Raw genomic sequence first — 22,024 nt, 5'->3', positions numbered from 1 at the left:
GCACTTCTGATCGTAATTTGCCACAATCAATTATCACTTTTTTGAAGAGAGCACTTATGATCCCTATTTTATATTCATTTCGTCGCTGTCCTTATGCCATGCGCGCAAGGTTAGCTATTGCGATTAGTGAGCAAAAGGTACAATTAAGAGAAATCGTATTAAAACATAAGCCACCAGCTCTACTGGCTATTTCTCCAAATAAAACAATTCCTGTGTTACAGATTGATCAAAATCAGGTGTTGATTGAAAGTTTGGAGATAATGGTCTGGGCACTCTCTAAGCATGATCCTGAACGTTGGTTAACGGATCAATTACCGCAGATGCTAACTTTAATCGATAGCAACGATTATGAATTTAAACCATGGTTAGATAAATATAAATATGCCGATAGACATCCAGAACAAAGTGAAGCTTATTATCGTGAGCAAGCTGAAGATTTTATAATGGAGTTAGAGCTACGATTAAATCATCAACCTTACCTTTTTGCCGAACATATCACGCTTGCCGATATAGCTATTTTTCCTTTTATTAGACAATTTGCCAGCGTTGATAAAACTTGGTTTGAACAAAGTCCGTATCCTCAAGTCAAACAATGGTTAGCAGGTTTAATGGGTAGCGATTTATTTAATGCTTGCATGAAAAAATACCCGACGTGGTTAGATTCAGGTAAAGCAGTTGAATTTCCTTAACCATTATTTAACTTAATTTGAACGCTTAAGTATCACAAATTTTGTGTCGCGAACAAAACACCACACAGTTTAAAATAACTTATTGTTTTATTTGTGAAATTTATAAGTCCACAATCCGTTCTTTAGTAATAAGAAAAGTAAACGATTAGTGGTGATAGTATTCTTCTTAACGTTTTTTTAACCCAAGGTTAACTACTCTCAATGATTGATTTTATGGACAAGGTTTTAAAATGAGCAACTCACTCACAACATATAATAAACTAGCCAAGCTATTACATTGGTTTTCAGCCATTATGGTCATTGGATTATTTGCAGCAGGTTACTGGATGGTAGACCTTAGCTATTATAGTGAATGGTATCAAAAGGCACCACATTGGCATAAATCATTTGGTTTATGCTTTGTGGTGATCACCTTAGGACGATTGATATGGAAGTTAATATCAAATGCACCTAAAATTGAAGGTTCAGCTTTTGAAAAAAAAGCCGCAACCTACGCACATTATTTGATATACATATTGTTATTCACCATGTTTTTATCTGGCTATTTAATATCTACAGCAGATGGGCGTGGTATCGCCGTCTTTAATTGGTTCGAAGTGCCTGGATTAGGCTCATTTATTGAAAACCAAGAAGATCTTGCAGGGCAAGTCCATGAATATGCAGCTTATATATTAATCGGTTTATCAGGCTTACATGCGCTTGCTGCTTTGAAACACCATTTCATTGATAAAGATAATACACTGAAAAAAATGCTTTAGTTATTTCAAACCCAGTTCTACGTTAAATTTACTCAACAAGGAAAACACCATGAAAAAAGTACTCATCGCGTCAGCTTTAAGCGCAGCAATAGCTTTACCAATGAGCGCAATCGCAGCAGATTATAAAGTAGATACAACCCATGCTTTCGTTAACTTTAAAGTTAGTCATTTAGGTTACAGCTTTATTCAAGGACGCTTTAATAAATTTGAAGGACAGTTCAGCTACGATGACAAAAATGTAGCTGCGTCTAAAGTCTCTATTAACCTTGATACAACTAGCTTAGATACAAACCATGCAGAGCGTGATAAGCATCTTAAAAGTGATGACTACATTAACGCGGGTAAATTCTCTACGGCAAAATTTGTTAGTACAAGCGTTGCTGAAACAGCTGATGGCGGTTTAACAATTACTGGAGATATGACTTTCCATGGAGTGACTAAACCGGTTGTTGTTGATGCTAAAGTGATCGGGCAAGGCGACGACCCATGGGGCAATTACCGTACGGGTTTAGAAGGAACAACACGCTTAGAATTAACTGATTTTGGTATGAATGTACAAGGTGCATCAACTTACGTTGATTTGGATATCGTTTTAGAAGGTATTCGTCAGTAATATAACAATAGATTCAAATCTTAATAAGTTAATAAAAAGAGCAGCAGAAAGCTTTCTGTTGCTCTTTTTATATATTATTTTTTAATAACCACTTTCTACATCTAAAAAATATATTGACTGTTTATTAGCGACATCTGTTATCCAGATAAATGCTTAGCTACTTTCAGCTTTCCCGCTGTCCTTACTCAATGGTATTGAACGATATAATTTGACTATATTATTTGACTATATAATTTGACTATAATATTTGACCTTGATCCTTTCTAGCGCCTTTATATTTTCTGTTACAACCACTTGTTACAATAACTTAGTGGTATTTTTCAGCATAAAAACACGTTACACTTTTTGTGTACTTAGCAAACAACGGTGGAAATATGAGTTTAGAAAAAAATACCGCTATAGATAAAAATACTATTTCAAATAAAGTTGATGCTAACAGTCATCAGTTAACTTCACCGCTTTGCGTTTCTGAGCAATGGCTTGAACGCTTAATTGAAGAACCCAATAAAAAAAGACGTTTAGACCAACGCACTCCCTTTCAACGAGATAAAGCGCGTGTGCTACATTCTGCTGCTTTTCGTCGTTTACAATCTAAAACTCAAATTCATAATAATGGTCTCAGTGATTTTTATCGTACTCGCTTAACACACTCCTTAGAAGTCGCACAAATAGGCACTGGTATTGTTGCTAATTTAAAAATTATTCAACCACAGTTTGAAGATATTTTACCCGGCAATAACTTAATCGAAACTATATGCTTAAGCCATGATATTGGGCACCCACCATTCGGTCATGGCGGAGAAACCGCACTTAATTATATGATGATTAAACACGGTGGGTTTGAAGGTAACGGTCAAACCTTTAGAATATTAACTCAACTTGAACAATACACTGAGCATAACGGCATGAATTTGACGCGTCGTAGTTTGTTAGGTTTATTAAAGTATCCCGTTTGCTTGAGCGAAATTAGCACCTCCTATCCAGTGGATAATAGCCGTAACTTTCGCCAATTAAAAACCGAAGAATGGATGCCAGCTAAAGGTATTTATGACCACGATAAAGCACTATTAGAGTCTGTTCTTGCACCTTTATGCAATAGTGATCGACTTTTATTTGGTAGTAAAAGAACACCTGTTAATGATTCAAAACAGCACCATAAATCTAAGTACAAATCATTAGATTGTTCAATAATGGAAATTGCAGATGATATTGCCTATGGCGTACATGACCTTGAAGATGCAATTGCAATGGGCATTATTAATAAACCATTATGGCAAGAAAAGGTACTCAACCAGTTATCCTCCATCGAAGATTTTTGTTTGCGCGATAACCTGCAAGAGATCACTGATAATCTATTTTCATTGCAACATTTCAAACGTAAAGATGCGATTGGTGCTTTAGTTAATGCTTTGATCACATCGATCAGTATTCAACGTGTTAATAAACAATTTATCGAGCCCTTATTAGCCTACAACGCCTACTTAGATCCAGCGATGTTTAAAGCATTAGAGATACTAAAAGGCTTTGTTTTAAACTATGTGATTAAAAGTCCGGATTTACAAATATTAGAATATCGTGGTCAGCAAATTGTGATGGAACTATTTGAAGCATTTAAGGCAGGACCGTTACGCTTTTTACCTGAACGAGCAAAACAACTATGGAAAGCTCAAGATGGCGATACATCACGTGAACAACGAGTTATCGCAGATTATATATCTAGCTTAACGGATAACCATGCGCTGCGTTTACATGCCAGCTTGTTTAGTAGCAATCAAACCGCTCCAATGATTGGCGAACATGCTTTTTAATCGAGAAGAATCGTTTTCGCCTTGTCAGCGACTTTACTTTCTCTGAACAACAGAGAAAGTAAAGATCAGCAACTCACTTACACCCCAAAACGCCTTAACGGCCTTTGCGTTGACATCCACAAAAAATGAAGTGTTAAACATCCTTGAACTTTGACAGCCAAATAATCATCAAAAAGTGAGTCATTTAATAAAACATAAATCAGAAAGTGTTCTAAAAATATTGTAGAAGTATAAAATGCAAGGCAAAAGCAATTTTTATAGAATTTTAAATGATTGAGGTCCTCCTACTTACTTTATGCCTAGATTGTTTAATCTAAAATATTAACCACAGGTCATAAGATGCTTTGCAACACTAAACGACATAGCAAATATGGTTAATGTAAACTTGTGCTTTTTCATCAATATTACTTAATCGGACTTAATTCTTAATAGCATTCGCAATAGCACTATCACTATCACTATCACTATCAAGAGTATTATCAATATTTTCTAAGGTGATAAGCGTATGATTTTTTTGCAGTTGAGAGATACATATTTTATAAAAATCGGTATCGAGTTTAACCATCGTATTAAAATCAAAACCTGCCAACTCACTTTCATTACTAACATTACCTAAATACAGCCAATGTGAAATAATATGAATACAACTTATATCGCTTTCTTCATTGTATTCTTTTATGCCAATAGCACCTCGATATGGCCAACCTTTAATTTTGATTGGTGCTAAGGCCTGCTGCATCCGCATTTGATAAATCAATGGATTTTCTTTACCGCAACAGACCCCTTTACATTTTTTAAGTTGGTAGGCAAAACAAGGCCCTTTGCCTTTCTCTAAACCCAGTTGAATCGCGCATAAATTATGTTCGTCTTTCAATTTACGCAGTGACTCATTTGCTCCTCTTCGCCCTTTATAAAGTCCATAGGTATTTTTCAATGATGCTTTTTTTGACTCAGTGCTTAGGCTGTTTATATCAATAATCTTGGGGGCTGAAACATTATCCTTTAAATCATTTTCCCAATACAGAGTAAACAAGGTTTTTTGTTTACGTAGCAGTCTGTTAAATAAAGGCGAACGCGACTTCACTAATTCTGACTCTAAAATCAACGCGCTAAACTCACCAGCAGTGACAATCCATTCAATATTATGCACTTGTTGCGCCATGCGCATTTCTCGATCATGGCGATGATCACTAGAGAAGTGAGAAATAACACGGGCTCTAATTTTTACACTTTTACCTACGTATAATAAGTCACCACCTTCACCGTAGAATAAATAAACCCCAGGTTCGTTTGGCATCTTATCGAATAGTTTAGGGTTTAAATGAGGTGGAATGCTAGATAGTTTTTGCTGTAATTGCATCGCAGCGAATACGTTTTTCTCATTAAAATCATCTATCATACGCGACACTAACTGAGGAAGGGCCTCTGCATCCCCCATTGCTCTATGTCGAGCCTCACAAGTTAAGCCAAATCGCTTAATAATACTATCAAGGTTATGTACTTTAAATTGAGGGTACATTTTCCGAGAGAGCTTAACAGTGCAGACTATTGGGTACTTAAATTCAACCCCATATTGTTTGAAGGCATTGCGTAAAAAGCTCACGTCAAATCGGGCATTATGCGCGACAACAACATGTCCCTCAAACATCTTAATAATGGTCGGAATCAGCTCATCTATAGTCGGTGCATCGGCAACCATTTCCGGCGTAATACCGGTCAGTTTTTGAATCATCAACGGAATATAAGTATCAGGGCTCACCAGCGATTGCCACTTATCTGTTACCAACCCATCTAGGGTTTGTACGATGGCAATCTCGGTAATACTATCTCGGGTTGGCTTACCGCCTGTAGTTTCAAGATCGACATAGACCAGTCGACTAAAATCAATCATAATTATGTACACCTTTATTATTTAATTGACGCATATTTACAGAGGTCTCTTAATTTTTCGTTCGATAAAATATCATAATAAAATTCTAATTTTGTAACAATATAGTAACTATGTGGAATGAATGAATTCTAAACATAACGAACGACTCATCATCTTATAAATTAAGCGTAAACAATGTAAATCTAACTTAAATTATCAACATCGCATAAGCACAAATATTAATATTAAAGGTAAAGGCTAGATAATACATTTGTTCAATCACCCACTAGCGTCGATGCTCAAATGATTTTTCTGTGTATTTACCTTTACCACATAAATAAGCTCGACGAACACAACGAGATATACAATCGTAATAAGGCATATCGGCAAGCGATACTTTGGATTGTCGAAATTCAGTCATAACAAACTACCTCCGAGCATGTAAAATCGCACCACTAAAAAATAGATTGATTATAAATATTGGCCAAAGTTTATGGATGTGCGCTTATTTGTGATTAGTGCTAGTTTGCGTGATTACTTTTTAAAGGGACTTCTTCTTATTTTTTATTTTTCTGTTAATCTTGATAACTTAGATTTCTAAAAAAAGGGATCGTATTTCTGCATGGGAAGACTACATGGTTCAACTGTTATCATTACCATTTATTATCACTTCGAGTCTTAGTGTTTTTTTAGCTGGATTTTTTTTATTATTATATAAGCTACTTAATACTCGCCATAAAGAGCCTGTGCACTCTTACTTTATCTTTTCAATGTCTGCATTAATAACTGGTATTTTTTTGGCCGCTTTTGCTGTTCTGATTAATTCAGGCGAAAACCTTGAATATCTTAATATAGCCAATCGAGTCACCATCATCACTTCAATGTTTACGGTTCTTCTTAGTATGCATTTCTATATTTTTTTCTTTGATTACCCTGCTAAAAAATCACTGAAATGGTGCTATGCCATTAACACTTTTTTTTCATTATTATGCATTTTCCCGAATCAATATTTTTTGATGAAAGAGTTTTACCCGACATCACAATATTATACTGGGTTAGTCTATGGCCCATTATTTCAACTTTGGGGCGCCTGGTTATTGTTATTATCTTTATATTGCTTGGGAACTCTCATTCAAATTTATCGGATAAGACAGAAGGACCAAAAGAAGCAATCTCTTAATACAATAAAGCTATTATTAATAACGGGTAGCATATGGATGATAACGGGTTTAGGTGATGCACTGACAGGAATACAACTGATTGATTTACCTCCATCGGCTTGGATTGGAGCTTTACTGGTGACATGTAGCATTTCTTGGATTTTAATTCTTCATATTGATAACCTTTATAAAGATAGAAGTCAGTTAAGCAACCAACTAATGCATGACCATCTTACACAAGCCCTCTCCCGTAGTTATTTTGAAATTCGTTTATCCACTGCGATAACTGAAATGGGCCAAGGAATTTGTAATGGATTTTATGTTTGCCTTTTAGACATAGATAACTTTAAAAAAGTGAATGATACCTATGGTCATGCTTGTGGAGATCAGCTTCTAAAAGGTATTTCTGATATTGTAAAAGAAACTATTCGACCTGGTGATAGCTTTGCTCGATTAGGCGGAGATGAATTTGTTCTGTTATTGTGTGATTTGCAAGAAGATAATGAGGCTATTACTATTGTAGAGAGCATTAGGAGCAATATCGCCGCAGCCTATTTTGGGAATACTTCAAATCAATTCACTGCATCATGTTCTTTTGGAATGGTAAAATCGAAGGCCACATATCTAAAAATAAATGACCTTGCAAATCAGTTATTAACTTGTGCAGATAAAGCGCTTTATTCATCTAAAAGTCATGGTAAAAACACGATAAGTATTACGAGTTTAACCTAACTCACTTTCATTCTAAAAAGGAATAATCTCGCAACGTCCTATAATGTTATACCGGCATTAAATGACGCCAAAAACGAAACAGAATATTGACCACAGAGTGCTCAAGTTATGTCTTCGATAGGTATTGTCAACTTATGTAACTAGGACGACTAAAGGCTATTAAATTAGCCTTAATCTAAATTTGGGACGCACTAACCCCCATCCATTCAGAAAAGGAGCGATCTCGAAATACTCGATAATGTTTTGCTTGCATTAGATGACGACCAAAACGAAACAAATTATTGACCACTCCGTGGCAACTTAAAAACCGTTGGGCACGCCCCTGTGATTTAAATTTTCTCATCTGTCGTTCTTGTTGCCGAGTAGGCTGGTGTGAGAGTTCACAACCATTATTTTCATACTGAACAGTTGAGTGTTCGACACTTGGTATTAATTCTTTTTTGGCAGCAGAGTAACTTGCGAGTTTATCTGTCACAACCTTTAACGACGTACCTCCCTGCCCTTTCAATAGTCGCTTAAAGAAGCGCATCGCAGCAGTCTTATTCTTTCGTTTCTGAACCAAAATATCTATCTCGTCACCATCTTGATCAACAGCTCGCCAAAGGTAATGCAATACGCCATTTATTTTGATGAAAACCTCATCCAAATACCAGGTATCACCCAGTTTACCGCTATTCTTTTTGAGTTTGTTGCAATAGATGGCACCGTATTTTTTACACCATTGCCGGATCGTTTCATAGCTGACAACGATACCTCTAGCGGCGAGCAATTCTTCAATATCACGAAAACTGAGCGTAAAACGATGATAAAGCCAAACGGTATGGCTGATGATTTGTGCAGGATAACGATAACCTGCATAGATATTTGGATTTTTCATCGGCAGATTATCGCACAATTGGTGAGGCAGTTGTTAACTTGACAGTACCGTTAATAAGCTCGACGAACACAACGAGATATACAATGGTAATAAGGCGTATCGGCAAGCGATACTTTGGACTGTCGAAATTGAGTCATAACCAACTACCTCCGAGTATGTAAAACCGCATCACTAAAAGATAGGTTGATTATAAATATTGGCCAAAGTTTATGGATGTGAGCTAGTTTGGCCATGAGGTCAGAATAATTAGCCCAAAAAAATTAAAAGGTTTCCTCCAAGGTCAAAAACTGATGCTAACGATGCCTTAGCGATTACAAATCTAGTATTACGAATTGGTTTACTACTCACATGGCGGTGCAAGATGAATCAAAGCTAATCCACCAAGTGATGTTTCGCGATACTTTCTATTCATATCTTTACCTGTTCGGTACATAGTTTCGATAACTTTATCTAATGAAATTAAAGATTTACTGTTTCGCTTTAAAGCCATTCTTGAAGCATTAATTGCTTTCATTGCTCCCATCGCATTTCGTTCGATACAAGGAACTTGAACTAATCCCCCCATCGGGTCGCAGGTCATACCTAAAGAATGCTCCATTGCAATTTCAGCGGCAATACAAATTTGCTCATTACTACCACCTCTTAAGGCAGTTAAGCCAGCAGCTGCCATAGATGACGAAACTCCAATTTCACCTTGGCAGCCAACTTCTGCACCAGAAATAGATGCATTTGTTTTATATAAAATACCAATTGCTCCAGAGACAGCTAAAAAATCTTTGAGTTGCTTAGTGTTTAACTTTTTTATAAATCGATGATAGTAAGTAAGTACTGCGGGAATAACTCCCGCTGCACCATTTGTAGGAGAAGTAACAACTTGTCCACCTGATGCATTCTCTTCACTAACTGCAAAGGCAAATAAATTAACCCAATCCAAAATTTCCATAGGATCATGATCGTGAGAGCTATTCGCTTCTAATTTTTTTAACAAATTTGGTGCTCTACGAGTTACATTTAGACCACCTTCAAGGATTCCCTCCGTCTCAAAACCTCTTTCCATACACCTATTCATTACTCGCCATATTTGATCGGCTTTCTCGTTAATAACCTCAATATCATTAAAAGACAACTCATTAGTAATTATCAGTCCCCCCAGACTCATTCCATTTTTGTCTGCTAAAGCAAGCATCTCATCTGCGCTTTTAAAAGGATATTTCACCTGCACTTCCGATACTTTATTGCCTTCTGTTAATTCCTTCTCAGTCACAATAAAACCTCCACCAATGGAATAAAACACTTCGGAATTAAGTATATTTCCATTTATATCAAACGCACTAATTTTCATCCCATTTTCATGTAAAGGTAGGTTTTCTGAATGAAACAACATATCGGTTTTATAATTAAAAGAGATATCATGAGTACCATTGAATAGCAGGCTATTATCTGTCATCGCCTTATGTAAATATTCATTAGCACTGGTTATTTTTATAGTGTCAGGCTTGTTTCCGAGTAGCCCAAGAATGCTTGCTCGATCAGTGTGATGGCCAATACCTGTTAATGATAAGGAACCATAGAGATCGACTTGTACCCTTTTGACAAGTGAAAGATTCGGCTCAGCGATGCGAGTAAATTTATAACCAGCAATCATAGGGCCATTTGTGTGTGAGCTAGAAGGTCCCACACCAATTTTATATATATCAAAAATAGAAAGCATAATAATATCCGTTATGAAAGAGCAACATAAAGCCAATCAGGTATCACTTCGCATGTTGCAACAGTCACGATTGCAAAAATGAGCAGTCCATAATGGCTCTTTAAAGGTTTAGAAAATAATTTCTTTTGGTTTAAAATGAAAATTTCTTGTTCAGGTGTATTCTCACCATAGAAGTGACTAGTAAGGATTCCAAAGAGTAGAAATATAAATGTACCAATTGGTGCAAACCATGGCCATGATATGTCTATATAACGTGCAGTAAAAACAGCAACAACACTTAAAATACTACCGATAACAACTCCTTTTTCATTTGCTTTATGAAAGAAAAGTCCGAGTAAAAAAGATCCTAATCTAATTCCAACAAAAATGGACGTTAGGCTAGCAATTGTTTTTAATACTGATTCATTAGATATTGCAAATATTGCAGGAATAATTACCCCCCCTGCAGCAACGATGCACATTCGTCGAGCGACTTTTTCATAATGTTTATCTGAATTATTTTTATCAATGAAGCGTTTGTATATATCAAAGGTCGCAACAGTGGCTATTGAGTTATATGTTGAATCTAATGTAGACATTCCGGCGGCAAGTATGGCAGAAATAATAATACCAATAAGTATTGGGTTAGTATGATTAAAAACAAAATCAAGAATTACTTCATTGCTATTAGCAAAAGCAGTACCTTGGTAAAAGATACTTAGTAAAACTCCCATAACTGAAAAGAAAAGATAAATGAAAAATGCACCGTACCCACACAACAACATAGATTTTTGTGCATGTTCGACACTTTTAGTTGCCAAAGTTCTTTGTATTATCAATTGATTAGTTCCGTAGACACTAAGGTGCAAAAAACTCACTGCCACTAAACCAGCCCAAAGGGTGGTATCTACTCCGAGGTCAAAACTAGTATTAATAATCGTTAGGTTTTCACGTGATAAGTGTTGACCAGTATTAATATCCATAATAAGTATGGTAAAAATTGAAATACTTCCAATAACCAGGACTATTGATTGCAATACATCAGTCCAAATGACAGTTGAAATACCACCTGCAAAAGTATAAATCGCAGTAAATAAGCTGATATATATAATTGCTTCTGATATCGAAATGGATATTGCTTGTATTAGAATTAAGCTTACAGCATATAAAATAACACCTGCCGAGATGCATTGGACAAGAATAAATACGATTGAATTTATAGTGCGCGCATATACGCCAAATCGTAATTCAAGATATTCATAAATAGATGTTAATTTAAGTTTGTAAAACACAGGCACAAAAAATGTTATTGCAAGAAAGATTACAATAGGATAGTTAAGGTGGACACTCATTGCTTCCAAGCCAGACCTGTAAACCCAACCAGGCATACCGACAAATGTCATTGCACTAATATAAGTAGCAAGAATCGATACCCCTGCTGTTAGCCAACTAAATTGTCTACCACCCGTTGAAAAATCTCCCTGAGCACTTCCTCGACGGTTAACCAAGTAACTTATCAATAAGGTAATTAACATATAAAGCGCTATCACGACAAACGATGAGTACGTAACCATTTAATCTTCCTTGTTTTTTTAATTCTTGGGTAACTTGCTTATTTTACCCATAAAACATCAATAACTGGTCGTAAAGCCAAAGAAAATGTGACATCAATCTCATAAAATCAGTGGAAAGCATCTGTATACTTAATAATATCAATAATGCGACCTACCTCTTTCCATTATAAAAATGGGTGCGTATTCACTTTAATATGACATTGATCACAGACGACACAGTATAAAAAAAACTATTATCTGTTCAAGCTAGGGAGGGGAAAGGATAATTAAACTGTCCTATCTAACTCTAAACTAACAAATAACTACTTGATTAAAAGGTTTATTTAGGATGATTAAACGTAAGCACATGAGTGAAGTTCCACTAATTCAACGAGCCACTGCCTACTTTGCCATTTTGGTAGGTTACTTTTTTTACTGTTACAACTTTGTAATTATTGACTACGTACGCCCTTACATTGTTGAGTCATACGAAGGTATCACCCTCGCTGATACTGCTCAGTTTTATACCTGGCAATCTGTAGGTGCGCTAATCGGGGCGTTTGGGTGTGCATGGGTCGCAACTAATTTTGGTAAAAAATCGACTTTAATTGCAATCACTGCATTAAATGGTGGTGCAACAATTATTAATATGATGTTCACTGATTACGCCACATGGGCCTTAATGCGGTTAATTATTGGTATTTCCTTAGGAGGGTACTTTACAGTTGCAGTGTCTATGATGATTGGACTATTTCCGCCAGGTGTTCGTGGCAAATTAACTGCTTTCGCATCAAGTATGTTTTCGGTTGCATTAATGGTAATGGGCGCTTATGCCGCATTTATTACTAGTATCGATGCACCATGGCAAAGTTTGATGTGGGTTGGTGGTGTCCCTCCTTTAGTTGCCGCTATTATTATGATTTTTATCCTCCCAAGCGATAAAAAAATAATTGCATATGGTGAAGAAGAATCTGAAAAACAAAGTGAAGCAGGTATCACTCAAAAGAAAGGTTCTTGGGGAGAAATGTTAAGTGGCCCATATCGAAAAATCACAGTCACTTGTTTATTGCTTGCGGGTCTTAACTTCTACGGATATCAATTTTTTAGTGGGTTTGTAACAACATACCTAAAAGACGTACGACAATTTGATGGTGCGACGATCGGAATCATTTTCTCTATATCTGCATTTGGCTCATTATTTGGAGCATGGGTATGGGGAGCAATTGCCGATAAATACGGACGTAAAATTAACGCTTTTGGTTTTATTCTTGCCGGCATTATGGCGTCGGTATTTTTTGTTGCACCAAGTGATGTAATGATTGGTAGCTTTAACATGTTAGCTATTTTGGGGCTTGTTTATAATTTCGGTCTTTCCGCATCAGCAGTTTGGGGAGGTTACTTTTCTGAGCTATTCCCTGCGCACTTGCGTAATTATGGCGCAGCTTTATTCCATGGTGGACGTATTATAGGAATGTGGGCACCAATGGTTTTGGTCTTTATCAAAGAACGTTCAGACTTAGAAACGGCAATGTGGGGCTCTCCAATCGTTTGGATCGCGGCGGGGTTATTATGGCTGACATTACCTGAAACATTAAAAGGTGGCATATTTCATAAAGAAAAGTCTTCTAAGGCAAAAAATGCTGAATTAGTAAGTGATTAATCGAATATAAAGGTGTGGTAAGCATGATGCTTGCCACAAAAAATTCAAGTTGAATCAAAATTATGGTTCATAAACAATTAGAGTAAATTCAATGTCTAAATTCCAAGAAGCTAAACGCATCGTACGTCATTACTTTGATGCTATTGAAAATGCAAATCATGCAAACGTGGGAGAAGTATTAAAAAATCATACTTCTGAAGATTATTTATGGCGTGGTGTTTATCCATTTCGTGAACAAGAAGGTGCACAAGCCACGGCTGATGTTTTCTGGTCTCCTTTAATGAAATCAATGACGCGTATGCAACGCCGTCAAGACATTTTTATTGCTGGAGAAAATGAAGTGACTGAAGGAGAAACTTGGGTAATGAGTATGGGGCACTTTATGGGACTCTTTGATGGAGAGTTTTTAGGGGTGCGACCTACGGGTAAGATAATGAATATTCGCTATGCAGAATTTAATTGTGTAGAAGATGGAAAAATAACCAAAACAGGTCTTTTCTTAGATCTATTAGGTATGATGGATCAAGCAGGGAGTTACCCACTTCCTCCATCAACTGGTAAGCATTTTATTTACCCTGGACCACGAAATCATGATGGTTTACTTTTTGCGGATGCAGAACCTGAAGAAGGCGTTGCAACACTAGCACTTGTGAATAAAATGGTTGATGATTTATCAGCCTTGAACGACAGTGGTGCGATGGGATGCCCGCCTGAAGTTCTCGCCAAAAGCTGGTCTGAAGATATGATTTGGTATGGCCCATGTGGTATTGGAGCGTCTTATACCATCCCTCGTTATCAACAACAGCATCAATTACCTTTTCGTAATAACTTAAAAGATAAAAAATTCAATGGTCACGTTTGCCGTTTTGCTGAAGGTAATTTTTCTTGTTTCTTCGGTTGGCCAAATCTTTCAAATACACCGACAGGTGGTTTCTTAGGTATGACAGGGGGGGAAGTTAGAGCGAATATGCAAGTAGTTGATATTTATTATCGTGACGGCGATAAATTATCTGAAAATTGGGTGCTTATCGATCTCCCCTACTGGTTACAACAACAAGGTTTAGATGTGTTTGAACGGACTGCATCAATTTTAAATCCTTCTCTTTAAAATCTAAAAAGTTAGATGTAGGGTTTTACTCATTTTAGATTTAATTATGGGTAAAATTTATAAAGAAATTTGTCACAACCAAAAAGCCTTATTTCACGAAGAATAGGGCTTTTATTTTTATGAATACGCACCCTTTTTATGCTATTCTATTCTCCGTCTATCTATTTAAAGTTAATATATTTATGAACATATCTCCACCTCCTATTACTTCAAAAGATGTTGCGAAACTCGCTGGTGTATCCCAATCTACTGTATCTCGTGTTTTTATTTCTGGTAGTTCAGTTGCAGAAAAAACAAAAAAAAAGGTCTTTGAAGCAGCTAAGACTTTAAACTATCGTCCGAATGCTTTCGCACGTAGTTTAACGACTAGTGAGTCAAAGCTAATTGGCCTAGTTTTTCCAGATGCCGATTACCCAATTCATATGAAAACACTTCAGTTAATTTCCAGTGAACTGCAAAAAATTGGATATTCAGCAGTTTTGATTCCATGGATGGTGAATGAACAAGAGCAGCACTCCATTCCTAATATATTTCAATACCGTGTTGATGGTGTAATAGCGGCGTCAGCAACTCTTAATAAATCGTTATACGAAGAGTGTGAAGAGTTTAATATTCCGATTGTTCAATTTGCGCGTGTTGTCGAAGGAACTAAAGGTAGCCATGTGATTAGTGACAATTATGCAGCAGGACAAATCGCTGCAAATCACTTCTATCATTGCGGAGTGAAGTCTGCAGCTTATCTGACAGGTAATGTGCCAACGTTTACTAATGATGAACGAAATGCAGGATTCTCTAGCGAATTCGAAGATCTGACTGGTCAAAAAACATGTGTCATTGAAGCAAATTACGATTACCTTGATTCATTAGAGATGATCCGTACATTTTTGTCTGAGAATAAAAACACTGATGGAATCTTTTGTGCTACGGATAATTTAGCAATGGCTTTAATGGATATCGCACGTTTAGAATTTGGGCTACGTATACCAGAAGATATACAAGTAATTGGTTTCGATAATGTACCACAAACAGAATGGCTTAATTATCAACTTACAACCTTTAAACAAGACTTTAAACGTTTAGCACGAGAGTCAGTTAAAATTGTAATTGATCACATCACAAAAAAAGAAACGAGTCTTGTAAAACTAATGATTCCAGCAACTCTTATAGAACGAAAAACAACCCAATATAAAAGATAACCAAGACTTCGAAAGATTTATGTTCCTACTAGCGACGAAAATCAATAATCACCTACTAAAATAGATGGTTTAGTTTTACGGACTAAAGTCCGAATACGGGTCAAAGACACGTTTTAACATGGGGTCAGGTCTTTCATTTTTAATTTTCTAACGATCACTTTTTATCTGCCGATATAATACGGCTAACTAATGAATAATGTATTTTGAAATGAGTGCCAATTTCTTCCATTGTATATCTACCTGACTGGTAAGCTTTCATAATCGCTTCATTACGAGTATCTGATTGTTCTTGATAACTTTTTAACGTCAGTGGCGACATAGAACGTTGTTTAAACGGGATTTCAGATACATCCCCTTCAAATAACTCTTTTAATAATTGATGTTTTCTACAAAGGCATCATCACCTAAATATATTTGATGCTGTAAATCATCCCAGATGGTTTTATTCACCCTCTCTCCTACAAAGTGAATATATTCTGCAACCGCTACTGACCGATTTTTATCAAAATAATTTAACAATGCATCCGTTGCTAACCAGTTTGGGGAGGCTTGTTTTCCAACCATACAATGCCAACTACTCCACAACCATTCATCAGGCGTATCAACCATTTTTGCACGCACAGGATTTAAAACAATATAACGGCAGAGTGCTAATAAATAAGCATCCTTATCAACCAGAATAGCTTTATAGCGCCCTTAAAAAAGGTGTCCTACTCGGCCGTGCTTTCTATTAATTGATTGCGTAAATACACCCTTTAACTGGCGCATTCCTTTACTCAAATTAGCATCGGGAGTCTCAACAAGTAGGTGGTAGTGGTTATCCATTAAACAATAAGCATGAATAACCCAGTTAAAACGTGAACAAAGGGTATTTAATAAATTAAGGAATATCTCGAAATCACTGCCTTCCAGGTAAATAACCTTTCTTTCATTACCACGCGATGTAACATGATAAAGCGCACCTGAAAATTCTAAACGTAAAGGACGACTCATAAATACCCCTATAAATTAACAGTCACATCGCAAATATAGGCTAAATAATCAACAAATTCAAAATGAAAGACCTGACCCCATTGTGCATTAATTACACATACAAACTTACCGGAACACTTTGGGAAGGTCGTTTCAAATCTTGCTTAGTGCAAACCGAAGAATATTTAATCCAACTATATCGTTATATTGAACTCAACCCTGTGAGAGCCAATATGGTTAATGACCCTGCCGAATAGGTATGGTCAAGCTATCAAATCAACGCCCTAGGTAAAACCTCTCAGCTTTGTACTCCACATCAGGTTTACTTCAATAAGCAACGACTCTCAAGCAAGGCAATCATCTTACCGAGCCCTATTTCAACATCAATTAGATGCAAAAATGATTAACGATATTCGTCAAGTAACCAATAAAGGCATGGTAATCGGCAGCGACATATTTAAAGACTAAATAGAAAAAATAATGGGTAAAAGTATGCACTCAAAGAAAATGGGACGCCCTTTTAAGGTAATAGAATAAAGTTTACTTTGCCCCTACTTATTTACACTCTTCACCAATAAAACCTAACATACCCGAGAAAAACCTAAGTGATTTTTAACAAGTAATGAAACCATTTATGTCTTATTTTTGGCGTAACATCATGCGTTGCATGGAATTATATATTCAATTATTTCAAATATTAAAAAAACTAAAATTGCACTTATTATGCGAATCTAGGAAGTAATTGGTTACACGAAATAATAAAAAATAAACTGAGATACTATAATACAGAAATAACTATTTTTCTCGTTCCCATGGTCTCCGTGGAAATTTTTTGCCGATTCATTAATTGAATATACTCTCATTCTCATGGTCTCCGCTGTCTCTTATGCACAATTATGAATCAACCAAGATCGAGTCCTTTTCTTCGTGCCCTCAGTGAAGCGAAGCGTCTTCGCGATGAGTTTGGTATTTTTTTTGAGAAACGAGAATCAATGGGGTCGTGTCTTGCCTTTTGCTACTTACGCTCTCTATTGGGAGAAAGCGAGCGTAAATATGGTGATCTCAATAAATAAATAATGCAAAATTTCTAAGTAGCAATGTTCTCCTCTCCGCCTTACAAAGCTAACTCACTAACGCCCCCCCCGTAGCTAGTTTTATTTCATGCCAACAACACAAGAAAATAAGCAACATTGTCACTTTTATTGGTAAAGACTATGCTCATTTAATGATCTATTGATAGCAATTATTTCGGTTCACCGTCATGTTGCTCTTTATTCTTTTGCATTTTTTCCTTTTCTCTTTAGGCACCGTCCTCTCGGTTCGTCGCCCTCATGGAGCACGACTTCTGAATGCAGAAACTGTGCAGCCTCTGCAGAACCCTTAACTTTAATAGCACTGCGCTCTAACATTTCTGCTTCAAACCCAGTCAATACACTTTCCCTCACGCCTGCTTTTCGCCATTTCGATAAGGGTCTACACCCTTTTTTGATCCCCCTAGCCAGTGCCAGCGCATCCAGCAAAGCTTGATTTGCACCCTGCCCTTTGAATGGACTCATCGGGTGAGCCGCATCTCCGATCAAGGTCACCTTATCCCCTTTCGCCAATAAGTCAGCCTCGATTGGTGCTCGATCATAAACGGGATAACCAGAAATCTGATTTACCCGCGTCGCTGTTAAAATCTGGGGAATAGGATCGTGCCACTGACATCGTCGACATGCTTCTTCCTTGAGTGCTTGAGTTCCTTGAGCACTCAACGCCTTAGCCTCTTTTTCTGACAGTGGGAAGCTCAGCTGCCACATCACCGAGTTTGATGTATAAGGCATCATATAGATCCGCTCATTACCATTGGCTGTTTGGAATACCGTGGCCGAATCCAGCAAAGCACTATCAATACCTTCTCCCGCACCTTCAATATCAGCCAAAGGACAAATCCCTAAAATCACAATACAACCTAAGTAACATAATGGGGAAACCTCCTCACCAATCAACAACCTGCGCACCGAACTACGAATGCCATCCGCCCCCACAACAAGATCCGCATTGGCGAGCTTCATCTGCCCATTTACTTGAAAGCTCAAATCCACACCTTCGTCTTGACGTTCTGTAAAATCCACCAAATGGTGCCCCCACTGCACCGCATCATCTCCACCTAACTGCTCAAGCAGAGCCAAGCGCAACGACTGCCTGGCTATATGCACATTGGTGCGCTTCGGTGAAGTTTTCTCATCTGACAGCCCCAACTTTCTTTTTCCCCATTCACCGACCACTTTGCCTTCTATCGTATGAACCACATGTCGAGTTGAAATGACTCCCTCTTCTAACGATAAAATTCCCAATCCATCGATCGCTCTAGCCGCTTGTTGCAGCGTGAGCCCATAGCCCTGAGAACGAGTATCGAAGGCGCTATCACGTTCATAAAGAGTAAAAGGAATTCTACGGTGCAAACAAGCTACGGCAAGAGCCACCCCGCCCATTCCCGCGCCAATAATGGCAAGGTGTGGGTAGTTTTCTTTATCAGCTAAAGGAAGAGTCGCAGAATGAATCAACCCTGATCCTTTACAGTTCACGCATGTATCGCGGTGACTCTTAGGACGAACGGGTGCTGCCCCTTGGCTGTTGGTTTTTTCAAATTGCGCTAACTCGCTCTGGTAGCGGAGTCTCACTTTCTTGCGCAGCCCCTTACTTTTTGTGCCACATCCCTGACATTCAGGACAAATAGTCCAGTTATCATCTTCATTTCTCATCAATTCTACCCACTCTTTATTTAATTCCCTTCAATAAGAAAAATATCAGCCGATACGACTGACGTTGAGGCTAGCTGTTAATTTAAGTCAGTTGTAATAAATGGGGTCAGAGTAAACTTAAATTTATCAGCTATACTCTCTAGTTCAAGTCATTTTAACAGGGAAGTTGCACATGCCAAGATCCCAAAGAATTTGCCCCATCGGTATTCCTCAACACGTTATTCAACGAGGTAATAATCGCCACCTTTGCTTCACGTCTGAACAAGACTTTAAAGCATATGCTAGATGGCTAAAAGAGCATTCACGTAAATTTAATGTTGAAATTCACGCGTGGGTATTGATGACAAATCATGTTCATTTGCTTTTTACTCCTTAAAAAAGCCAATGCTGTTAGCCTTATGATGCAATCACTTGGTAGACAATATGTCAGATATTTTAATTACACATACAAACGTACCAGAACACTTTGGGAACGTCGTTTCAAATCTTGTTTAGTGCAAACCGAAGAATACTTAATCCAACTATATCGTTATATTGAACTCAACCCTGTGAGAGCAATATGGTTAATGCCCCTGCCGAATACGTATGGTCAAGCTATCAAATCAACGCCCTAGGTAAAACCTCTCAGCTTTGTACTCCACATCAGGTTTACTTCAATAAGCAACGACTCTCAAGCAAGGCAATCATCTTACCGAGCCCTATTTCAACATCAATTAGATGCAAAAATGATTAACGATATTCGTCAAGCAACCAATAAAGGCATGGTAATCGGCAGCGACACATTTAAAGACCAAATAGAAAAACTAACGGGTAACATCATGCATCCAAAGAAAATGGGACGCCCTTTTAAGATAATAAAATAAAGTTTACTCTGACCCCATTTATTTTATGGCTCAACTTGAAGCATAGATATCACCCAACGTTGCAACGCATCTTCAGTGTAGCGCGGATGCCAAGCAGCGATAACATCGAATTTATCGGGAGACTCTTCAAGTTTTATTTCAATTAAATCCAATCCTTTAATTGCACGCGAGGGCAAAAAAGCAATAGAGTCCGTTGTTTCAAGGTACATTGGCACTATTGAAAAACAAGGTGCAGAAACCACTACATTTCTTTTAAAACCAAATGTTTTGAACCAATCATCAATAGAGCCTTTAAAGTTAGGCCTTGAAGGAGATGCGATAATGCTTGGATATTGAGCAACCTCAGCTAACGAGGGCTGACTTTGTAAAATAGAAGCGCCCTGTGAAGCGACACAAACATGGTGTTCTTCAAATAATTTTAAAATAGGATAACTATCTGGAATATAATCCGGAAAGGCAATCGCTAAGTTAACGTTGCCACTTTCCATCAATTCATTGAGCTTATCAATTTCAAAATCTCTAACTATCAATTTTAAATTAGGCGCTTGTATCCTTATTATTGAAATCAACGCAGGCAATACTATTTGCTGTGCATAATCGGTTGCAGCAATAACAAATGACCCTTCTACAGTATTAGGGTCAAAGTGGGTAGGTGATAATAAAGCATTAAAATCATTAAGGAGTTTATCAACACTAAACGATAGCGTTTGTGCAAAGGGGGTAGCAATAAATCCACTGGTTTTTCGAAGAAACAACCTATCTTCAAAAACATCACGTAATTTTTTTAAGTGCTCGCTCACAGCTTGCTGTGTAAGCCCCAATTGAGCTGCTGCTTTCGATGCGCTTTGCTCACGAATTATCGCTTGAAACACACGTAGCTGCTTAATATCTAATCTATCTAATTTACTCAAATTTATCTCTCTCTTGTTATGTTATTTATAAGATAACACTTAACCATTAATACCTGTAACACTAACAAAAAAGGTTTGTTTTTAATTGTTTAATTTTTTGTTTAATATCATCCCATCAAAATAAATCAACGGAGAAGAAAATGAAAACAGTAATTTTAATTGGTGCACTAGGTAAAATGGGTCAAGCCGCGTTAACTGGTTTAGGCAATCATAATGTGATTACAGCAGGTCGCTCTGGCGATGTTGACCACATTGTAGATATAACGAATGAACAATCAATTAGAGCGCTTTATGAAAAAGTAGGTGCTTTTGACGCGGTTGTTAATACTGTTGGCTTTTGTGAATATGCTAATTTCACAGAGATGACTGAGGCACAATGGATGACCACCGTGATGAGTAAAATGATGGGCCAAATTAACTTAGTACGTATTGGACAAGAATACATCTCAGATGCAGGCTCATTTACTTTAATTAGTGGTATTTTAAATAAAAAACCTATCCCTTACGCTATTGCAGATGCTACAACGAGTGGTGCAATCGATACTTTCGTTAAAATTGTTTCTTTAGAAATGCCAAGAAATATACGTATCAATGTAGTCAATCCAACTGTGTTAGTTGAAGCATGGGATGTCTACGGAGAAATGATGCCTGGCTTTGAACCCGTACCAGGGAAGTTAGTTGGTAAAGCGTTTGAGCGATCAGTTGATGGTTTCATTAATGGTGAAGTCATTGTTGTTGATGCTTAAATAAGTTAAAAGCGATCCATTTGGGTCGCTTTTTATTATAAATCATCACGTTATCCTCAGCTTTTTATGTTATC

At 37.2% G+C, this 22,024-nt stretch carries 22 protein-coding genes; 12 read left to right on the top strand and 10 right to left on the bottom strand.

Annotated features, from left to right (window positions below):
- Positions 1-56 precede the first annotated feature (56 nt).
- From GQR44_RS15735 to GQR44_RS15720, 4 genes are all read left to right on the top strand, one after another.
- On the top strand, positions 57-689 hold the full coding sequence (locus GQR44_RS15735; RefSeq protein ID WP_166372659.1) for a glutathione S-transferase: 633 nt from the start codon (positions 57-59) through the stop codon (positions 687-689).
- A gap of 230 nt (positions 690-919) precedes the next feature.
- Positions 920-1,447 carry a cytochrome b gene (locus tag GQR44_RS15730; RefSeq protein WP_166372658.1) on the top strand — a complete coding sequence of 176 codons (528 nt, stop codon included), beginning with the start codon at positions 920-922 and terminating at the stop codon, positions 1,445-1,447.
- Positions 1,448-1,496: 49 nt separating this feature from the next.
- On the top strand, positions 1,497-2,060 hold the full coding sequence (locus GQR44_RS15725) for a YceI family protein (protein ID WP_166372657.1): 564 nt from the start codon (positions 1,497-1,499) through the stop codon (positions 2,058-2,060).
- Positions 2,061-2,434: 374 nt separating this feature from the next.
- Positions 2,435-3,868 carry an anti-phage deoxyguanosine triphosphatase gene (locus GQR44_RS15720; RefSeq protein ID WP_166372656.1) on the top strand — a complete coding sequence of 478 codons (1,434 nt, stop codon included), beginning with the start codon at positions 2,435-2,437 and terminating at the stop codon, positions 3,866-3,868.
- Positions 3,869-4,286: 418 nt separating this feature from the next.
- On the opposite strand, the gene GQR44_RS15715 is transcribed toward GQR44_RS15720, so the two are convergent.
- Both GQR44_RS15715 and GQR44_RS19990 read right to left on the bottom strand, forming a co-directional pair.
- Positions 4,287-5,759, bottom strand: coding sequence for an exonuclease domain-containing protein (locus GQR44_RS15715; protein ID WP_166372655.1), 1,473 nt, complete (start codon positions 5,757-5,759; stop codon positions 4,287-4,289).
- A gap of 265 nt (positions 5,760-6,024) precedes the next feature.
- Positions 6,025-6,159, bottom strand: a complete 135-nt coding sequence (locus GQR44_RS19990; RefSeq protein WP_277344393.1) for a hypothetical protein — start codon at positions 6,157-6,159, stop codon at positions 6,025-6,027.
- A gap of 214 nt (positions 6,160-6,373) precedes the next feature.
- Between GQR44_RS19990 and GQR44_RS15705 the strand changes: the two genes are divergently transcribed.
- The gene (locus GQR44_RS15705; protein WP_166372654.1) at positions 6,374-7,630 is read left to right on the top strand and encodes a GGDEF domain-containing protein; all 1,257 of its coding nucleotides are present in this window, start codon (positions 6,374-6,376) and stop codon (positions 7,628-7,630) included.
- Between the two features lie 175 nt (positions 7,631-7,805).
- On the opposite strand, the gene GQR44_RS15700 is transcribed toward GQR44_RS15705, so the two are convergent.
- From GQR44_RS15700 to GQR44_RS15690, 3 genes are all read right to left on the bottom strand, one after another.
- Positions 7,806-8,525 carry an IS6 family transposase gene (locus GQR44_RS15700; RefSeq protein ID WP_240923681.1) on the bottom strand — a complete coding sequence of 240 codons (720 nt, stop codon included), beginning with the start codon at positions 8,523-8,525 and terminating at the stop codon, positions 7,806-7,808.
- 322 nt (positions 8,526-8,847) lie between these two features.
- Positions 8,848-10,218, bottom strand: a complete 1,371-nt coding sequence (locus tag GQR44_RS15695; RefSeq protein WP_166372653.1) for an L-serine ammonia-lyase — start codon at positions 10,216-10,218, stop codon at positions 8,848-8,850.
- Between the two features lie 11 nt (positions 10,219-10,229).
- A complete protein-coding gene (locus tag GQR44_RS15690) occupies positions 10,230-11,771 on the bottom strand; it encodes a sodium/solute symporter (RefSeq protein ID WP_166372652.1) in 1,542 nt (513 codons plus the stop codon).
- A gap of 328 nt (positions 11,772-12,099) precedes the next feature.
- Between GQR44_RS15690 and GQR44_RS15685 the strand changes: the two genes are divergently transcribed.
- From GQR44_RS15685 to GQR44_RS15675, 3 genes are all read left to right on the top strand, one after another.
- Positions 12,100-13,410 (top strand): MFS transporter, encoded by a 1,311-nt coding sequence (locus GQR44_RS15685; RefSeq protein ID WP_166372651.1) that lies wholly within the window; start codon positions 12,100-12,102, stop codon positions 13,408-13,410.
- A 91-nt stretch (positions 13,411-13,501) separates the two neighbouring features.
- Entirely contained in the window at positions 13,502-14,518 is a 1,017-nt protein-coding gene (locus GQR44_RS15680) for an ester cyclase (protein ID WP_166372650.1), read from the top strand.
- A gap of 182 nt (positions 14,519-14,700) precedes the next feature.
- Positions 14,701-15,714 (top strand): LacI family DNA-binding transcriptional regulator, encoded by a 1,014-nt coding sequence (locus GQR44_RS15675; protein ID WP_166372649.1) that lies wholly within the window; start codon positions 14,701-14,703, stop codon positions 15,712-15,714.
- Between the two features lie 154 nt (positions 15,715-15,868).
- On the opposite strand, the gene GQR44_RS19890 is transcribed toward GQR44_RS15675, so the two are convergent.
- From GQR44_RS19890 to GQR44_RS19880, 3 genes are all read right to left on the bottom strand, one after another.
- Entirely contained in the window at positions 15,869-16,033 is a 165-nt protein-coding gene (locus GQR44_RS19890) for a hypothetical protein (RefSeq protein ID WP_240923680.1), read from the bottom strand.
- Between the two features lie 50 nt (positions 16,034-16,083).
- Positions 16,084-16,323 (bottom strand): hypothetical protein, encoded by a 240-nt coding sequence (locus GQR44_RS19885; RefSeq protein WP_240923678.1) that lies wholly within the window; start codon positions 16,321-16,323, stop codon positions 16,084-16,086.
- A gap of 87 nt (positions 16,324-16,410) precedes the next feature.
- On the bottom strand, positions 16,411-16,707 hold the full coding sequence (locus tag GQR44_RS19880) for a transposase (RefSeq protein ID WP_240923676.1): 297 nt from the start codon (positions 16,705-16,707) through the stop codon (positions 16,411-16,413).
- Between the two features lie 875 nt (positions 16,708-17,582).
- On the opposite strand from GQR44_RS19880, the gene GQR44_RS15665 reads away from it, so the two are divergent.
- Entirely contained in the window at positions 17,583-17,759 is a 177-nt protein-coding gene (locus tag GQR44_RS15665; protein WP_166372648.1) for a hypothetical protein, read from the top strand.
- A 198-nt stretch (positions 17,760-17,957) separates the two neighbouring features.
- Here GQR44_RS15665 and GQR44_RS15660 read toward each other — a convergent pair whose 3' ends face one another.
- Positions 17,958-19,430, bottom strand: coding sequence for an NAD(P)/FAD-dependent oxidoreductase (locus tag GQR44_RS15660; RefSeq protein WP_166372647.1), 1,473 nt, complete (start codon positions 19,428-19,430; stop codon positions 17,958-17,960).
- Between the two features lie 172 nt (positions 19,431-19,602).
- On the opposite strand from GQR44_RS15660, the gene GQR44_RS19665 reads away from it, so the two are divergent.
- Together GQR44_RS19665 and GQR44_RS19875 are read left to right on the top strand one after the other, a co-directional pair.
- Positions 19,603-19,806, top strand: coding sequence for a transposase (locus GQR44_RS19665; protein ID WP_205963096.1), 204 nt, complete (start codon positions 19,603-19,605; stop codon positions 19,804-19,806).
- A 349-nt stretch (positions 19,807-20,155) separates the two neighbouring features.
- Entirely contained in the window at positions 20,156-20,293 is a 138-nt protein-coding gene (locus tag GQR44_RS19875; protein ID WP_240923673.1) for a hypothetical protein, read from the top strand.
- A gap of 23 nt (positions 20,294-20,316) precedes the next feature.
- Here the strand turns inward: GQR44_RS19875 and GQR44_RS15650 are convergent, their stop codons facing one another.
- Complete coding sequence (locus GQR44_RS15650) at positions 20,317-21,204, bottom strand: LysR family transcriptional regulator (RefSeq protein WP_166372646.1); 888 nt, start codon at positions 21,202-21,204, stop codon at positions 20,317-20,319.
- A 140-nt stretch (positions 21,205-21,344) separates the two neighbouring features.
- Between GQR44_RS15650 and GQR44_RS15645 the strand changes: the two genes are divergently transcribed.
- The gene (locus tag GQR44_RS15645; RefSeq protein WP_166371663.1) at positions 21,345-21,950 is read left to right on the top strand and encodes a short chain dehydrogenase; all 606 of its coding nucleotides are present in this window, start codon (positions 21,345-21,347) and stop codon (positions 21,948-21,950) included.
- Positions 21,951-22,024 lie beyond the last annotated feature (74 nt).

It is taken from the genome of Psychromonas sp. SA13A, assembly GCF_011378715.1.
Taxonomy (GTDB): Bacteria; Pseudomonadota; Gammaproteobacteria; order Enterobacterales; family Psychromonadaceae; genus Psychromonas.
Note: the sequence above shows the minus strand (reverse complement) of the source record. Positions and strands in the feature narration are given on the sequence as shown.

Coding starts and splice junctions, on each gene's coding strand:
- GQR44_RS15735 (WP_166372659.1), top strand. CDS start 57: ATGATCCCTATTTTATATTCATTTCGTCGCTGTCCTTATGCCATGCGC.
- GQR44_RS15720 (WP_166372656.1), top strand. CDS start 2,435: ATGAGTTTAGAAAAAAATACCGCTATAGATAAAAATACTATTTCAAAT.
- GQR44_RS15675 (WP_166372649.1), top strand. CDS start 14,701: ATGAACATATCTCCACCTCCTATTACTTCAAAAGATGTTGCGAAACTC.
- GQR44_RS15690 (WP_166372652.1), bottom strand. CDS start 11,771: ATGGTTACGTACTCATCGTTTGTCGTGATAGCGCTTTATATGTTAATT.
- GQR44_RS15730 (WP_166372658.1), top strand. CDS start 920: ATGAGCAACTCACTCACAACATATAATAAACTAGCCAAGCTATTACAT.
- GQR44_RS15645 (WP_166371663.1), top strand. CDS start 21,345: ATGAAAACAGTAATTTTAATTGGTGCACTAGGTAAAATGGGTCAAGCC.
- GQR44_RS19665 (WP_205963096.1), top strand. CDS start 19,603: ATGCCAAGATCCCAAAGAATTTGCCCCATCGGTATTCCTCAACACGTT.
- GQR44_RS15695 (WP_166372653.1), bottom strand. CDS start 10,218: ATGCTTTCTATTTTTGATATATATAAAATTGGTGTGGGACCTTCTAGC.
- GQR44_RS19990 (WP_277344393.1), bottom strand. CDS start 6,159: ATGACTGAATTTCGACAATCCAAAGTATCGCTTGCCGATATGCCTTAT.
- GQR44_RS19880 (WP_240923676.1), bottom strand. CDS start 16,707: ATGAGTCGTCCTTTACGTTTAGAATTTTCAGGTGCGCTTTATCATGTT.
- GQR44_RS15660 (WP_166372647.1), bottom strand. CDS start 19,430: ATGAGAAATGAAGATGATAACTGGACTATTTGTCCTGAATGTCAGGGA.
- GQR44_RS15715 (WP_166372655.1), bottom strand. CDS start 5,759: ATGATTGATTTTAGTCGACTGGTCTATGTCGATCTTGAAACTACAGGC.
- GQR44_RS19885 (WP_240923678.1), bottom strand. CDS start 16,323: ATGGTTGATACGCCTGATGAATGGTTGTGGAGTAGTTGGCATTGTATG.
- GQR44_RS15665 (WP_166372648.1), top strand. CDS start 17,583: ATGAATCAACCAAGATCGAGTCCTTTTCTTCGTGCCCTCAGTGAAGCG.
- GQR44_RS15705 (WP_166372654.1), top strand. CDS start 6,374: ATGGTTCAACTGTTATCATTACCATTTATTATCACTTCGAGTCTTAGT.
- GQR44_RS15680 (WP_166372650.1), top strand. CDS start 13,502: ATGTCTAAATTCCAAGAAGCTAAACGCATCGTACGTCATTACTTTGAT.
- GQR44_RS19875 (WP_240923673.1), top strand. CDS start 20,156: ATGATTAACGATATTCGTCAAGCAACCAATAAAGGCATGGTAATCGGC.
- GQR44_RS19890 (WP_240923680.1), bottom strand. CDS start 16,033: ATGTCGCCACTGACGTTAAAAAGTTATCAAGAACAATCAGATACTCGT.
- GQR44_RS15685 (WP_166372651.1), top strand. CDS start 12,100: ATGATTAAACGTAAGCACATGAGTGAAGTTCCACTAATTCAACGAGCC.
- GQR44_RS15725 (WP_166372657.1), top strand. CDS start 1,497: ATGAAAAAAGTACTCATCGCGTCAGCTTTAAGCGCAGCAATAGCTTTA.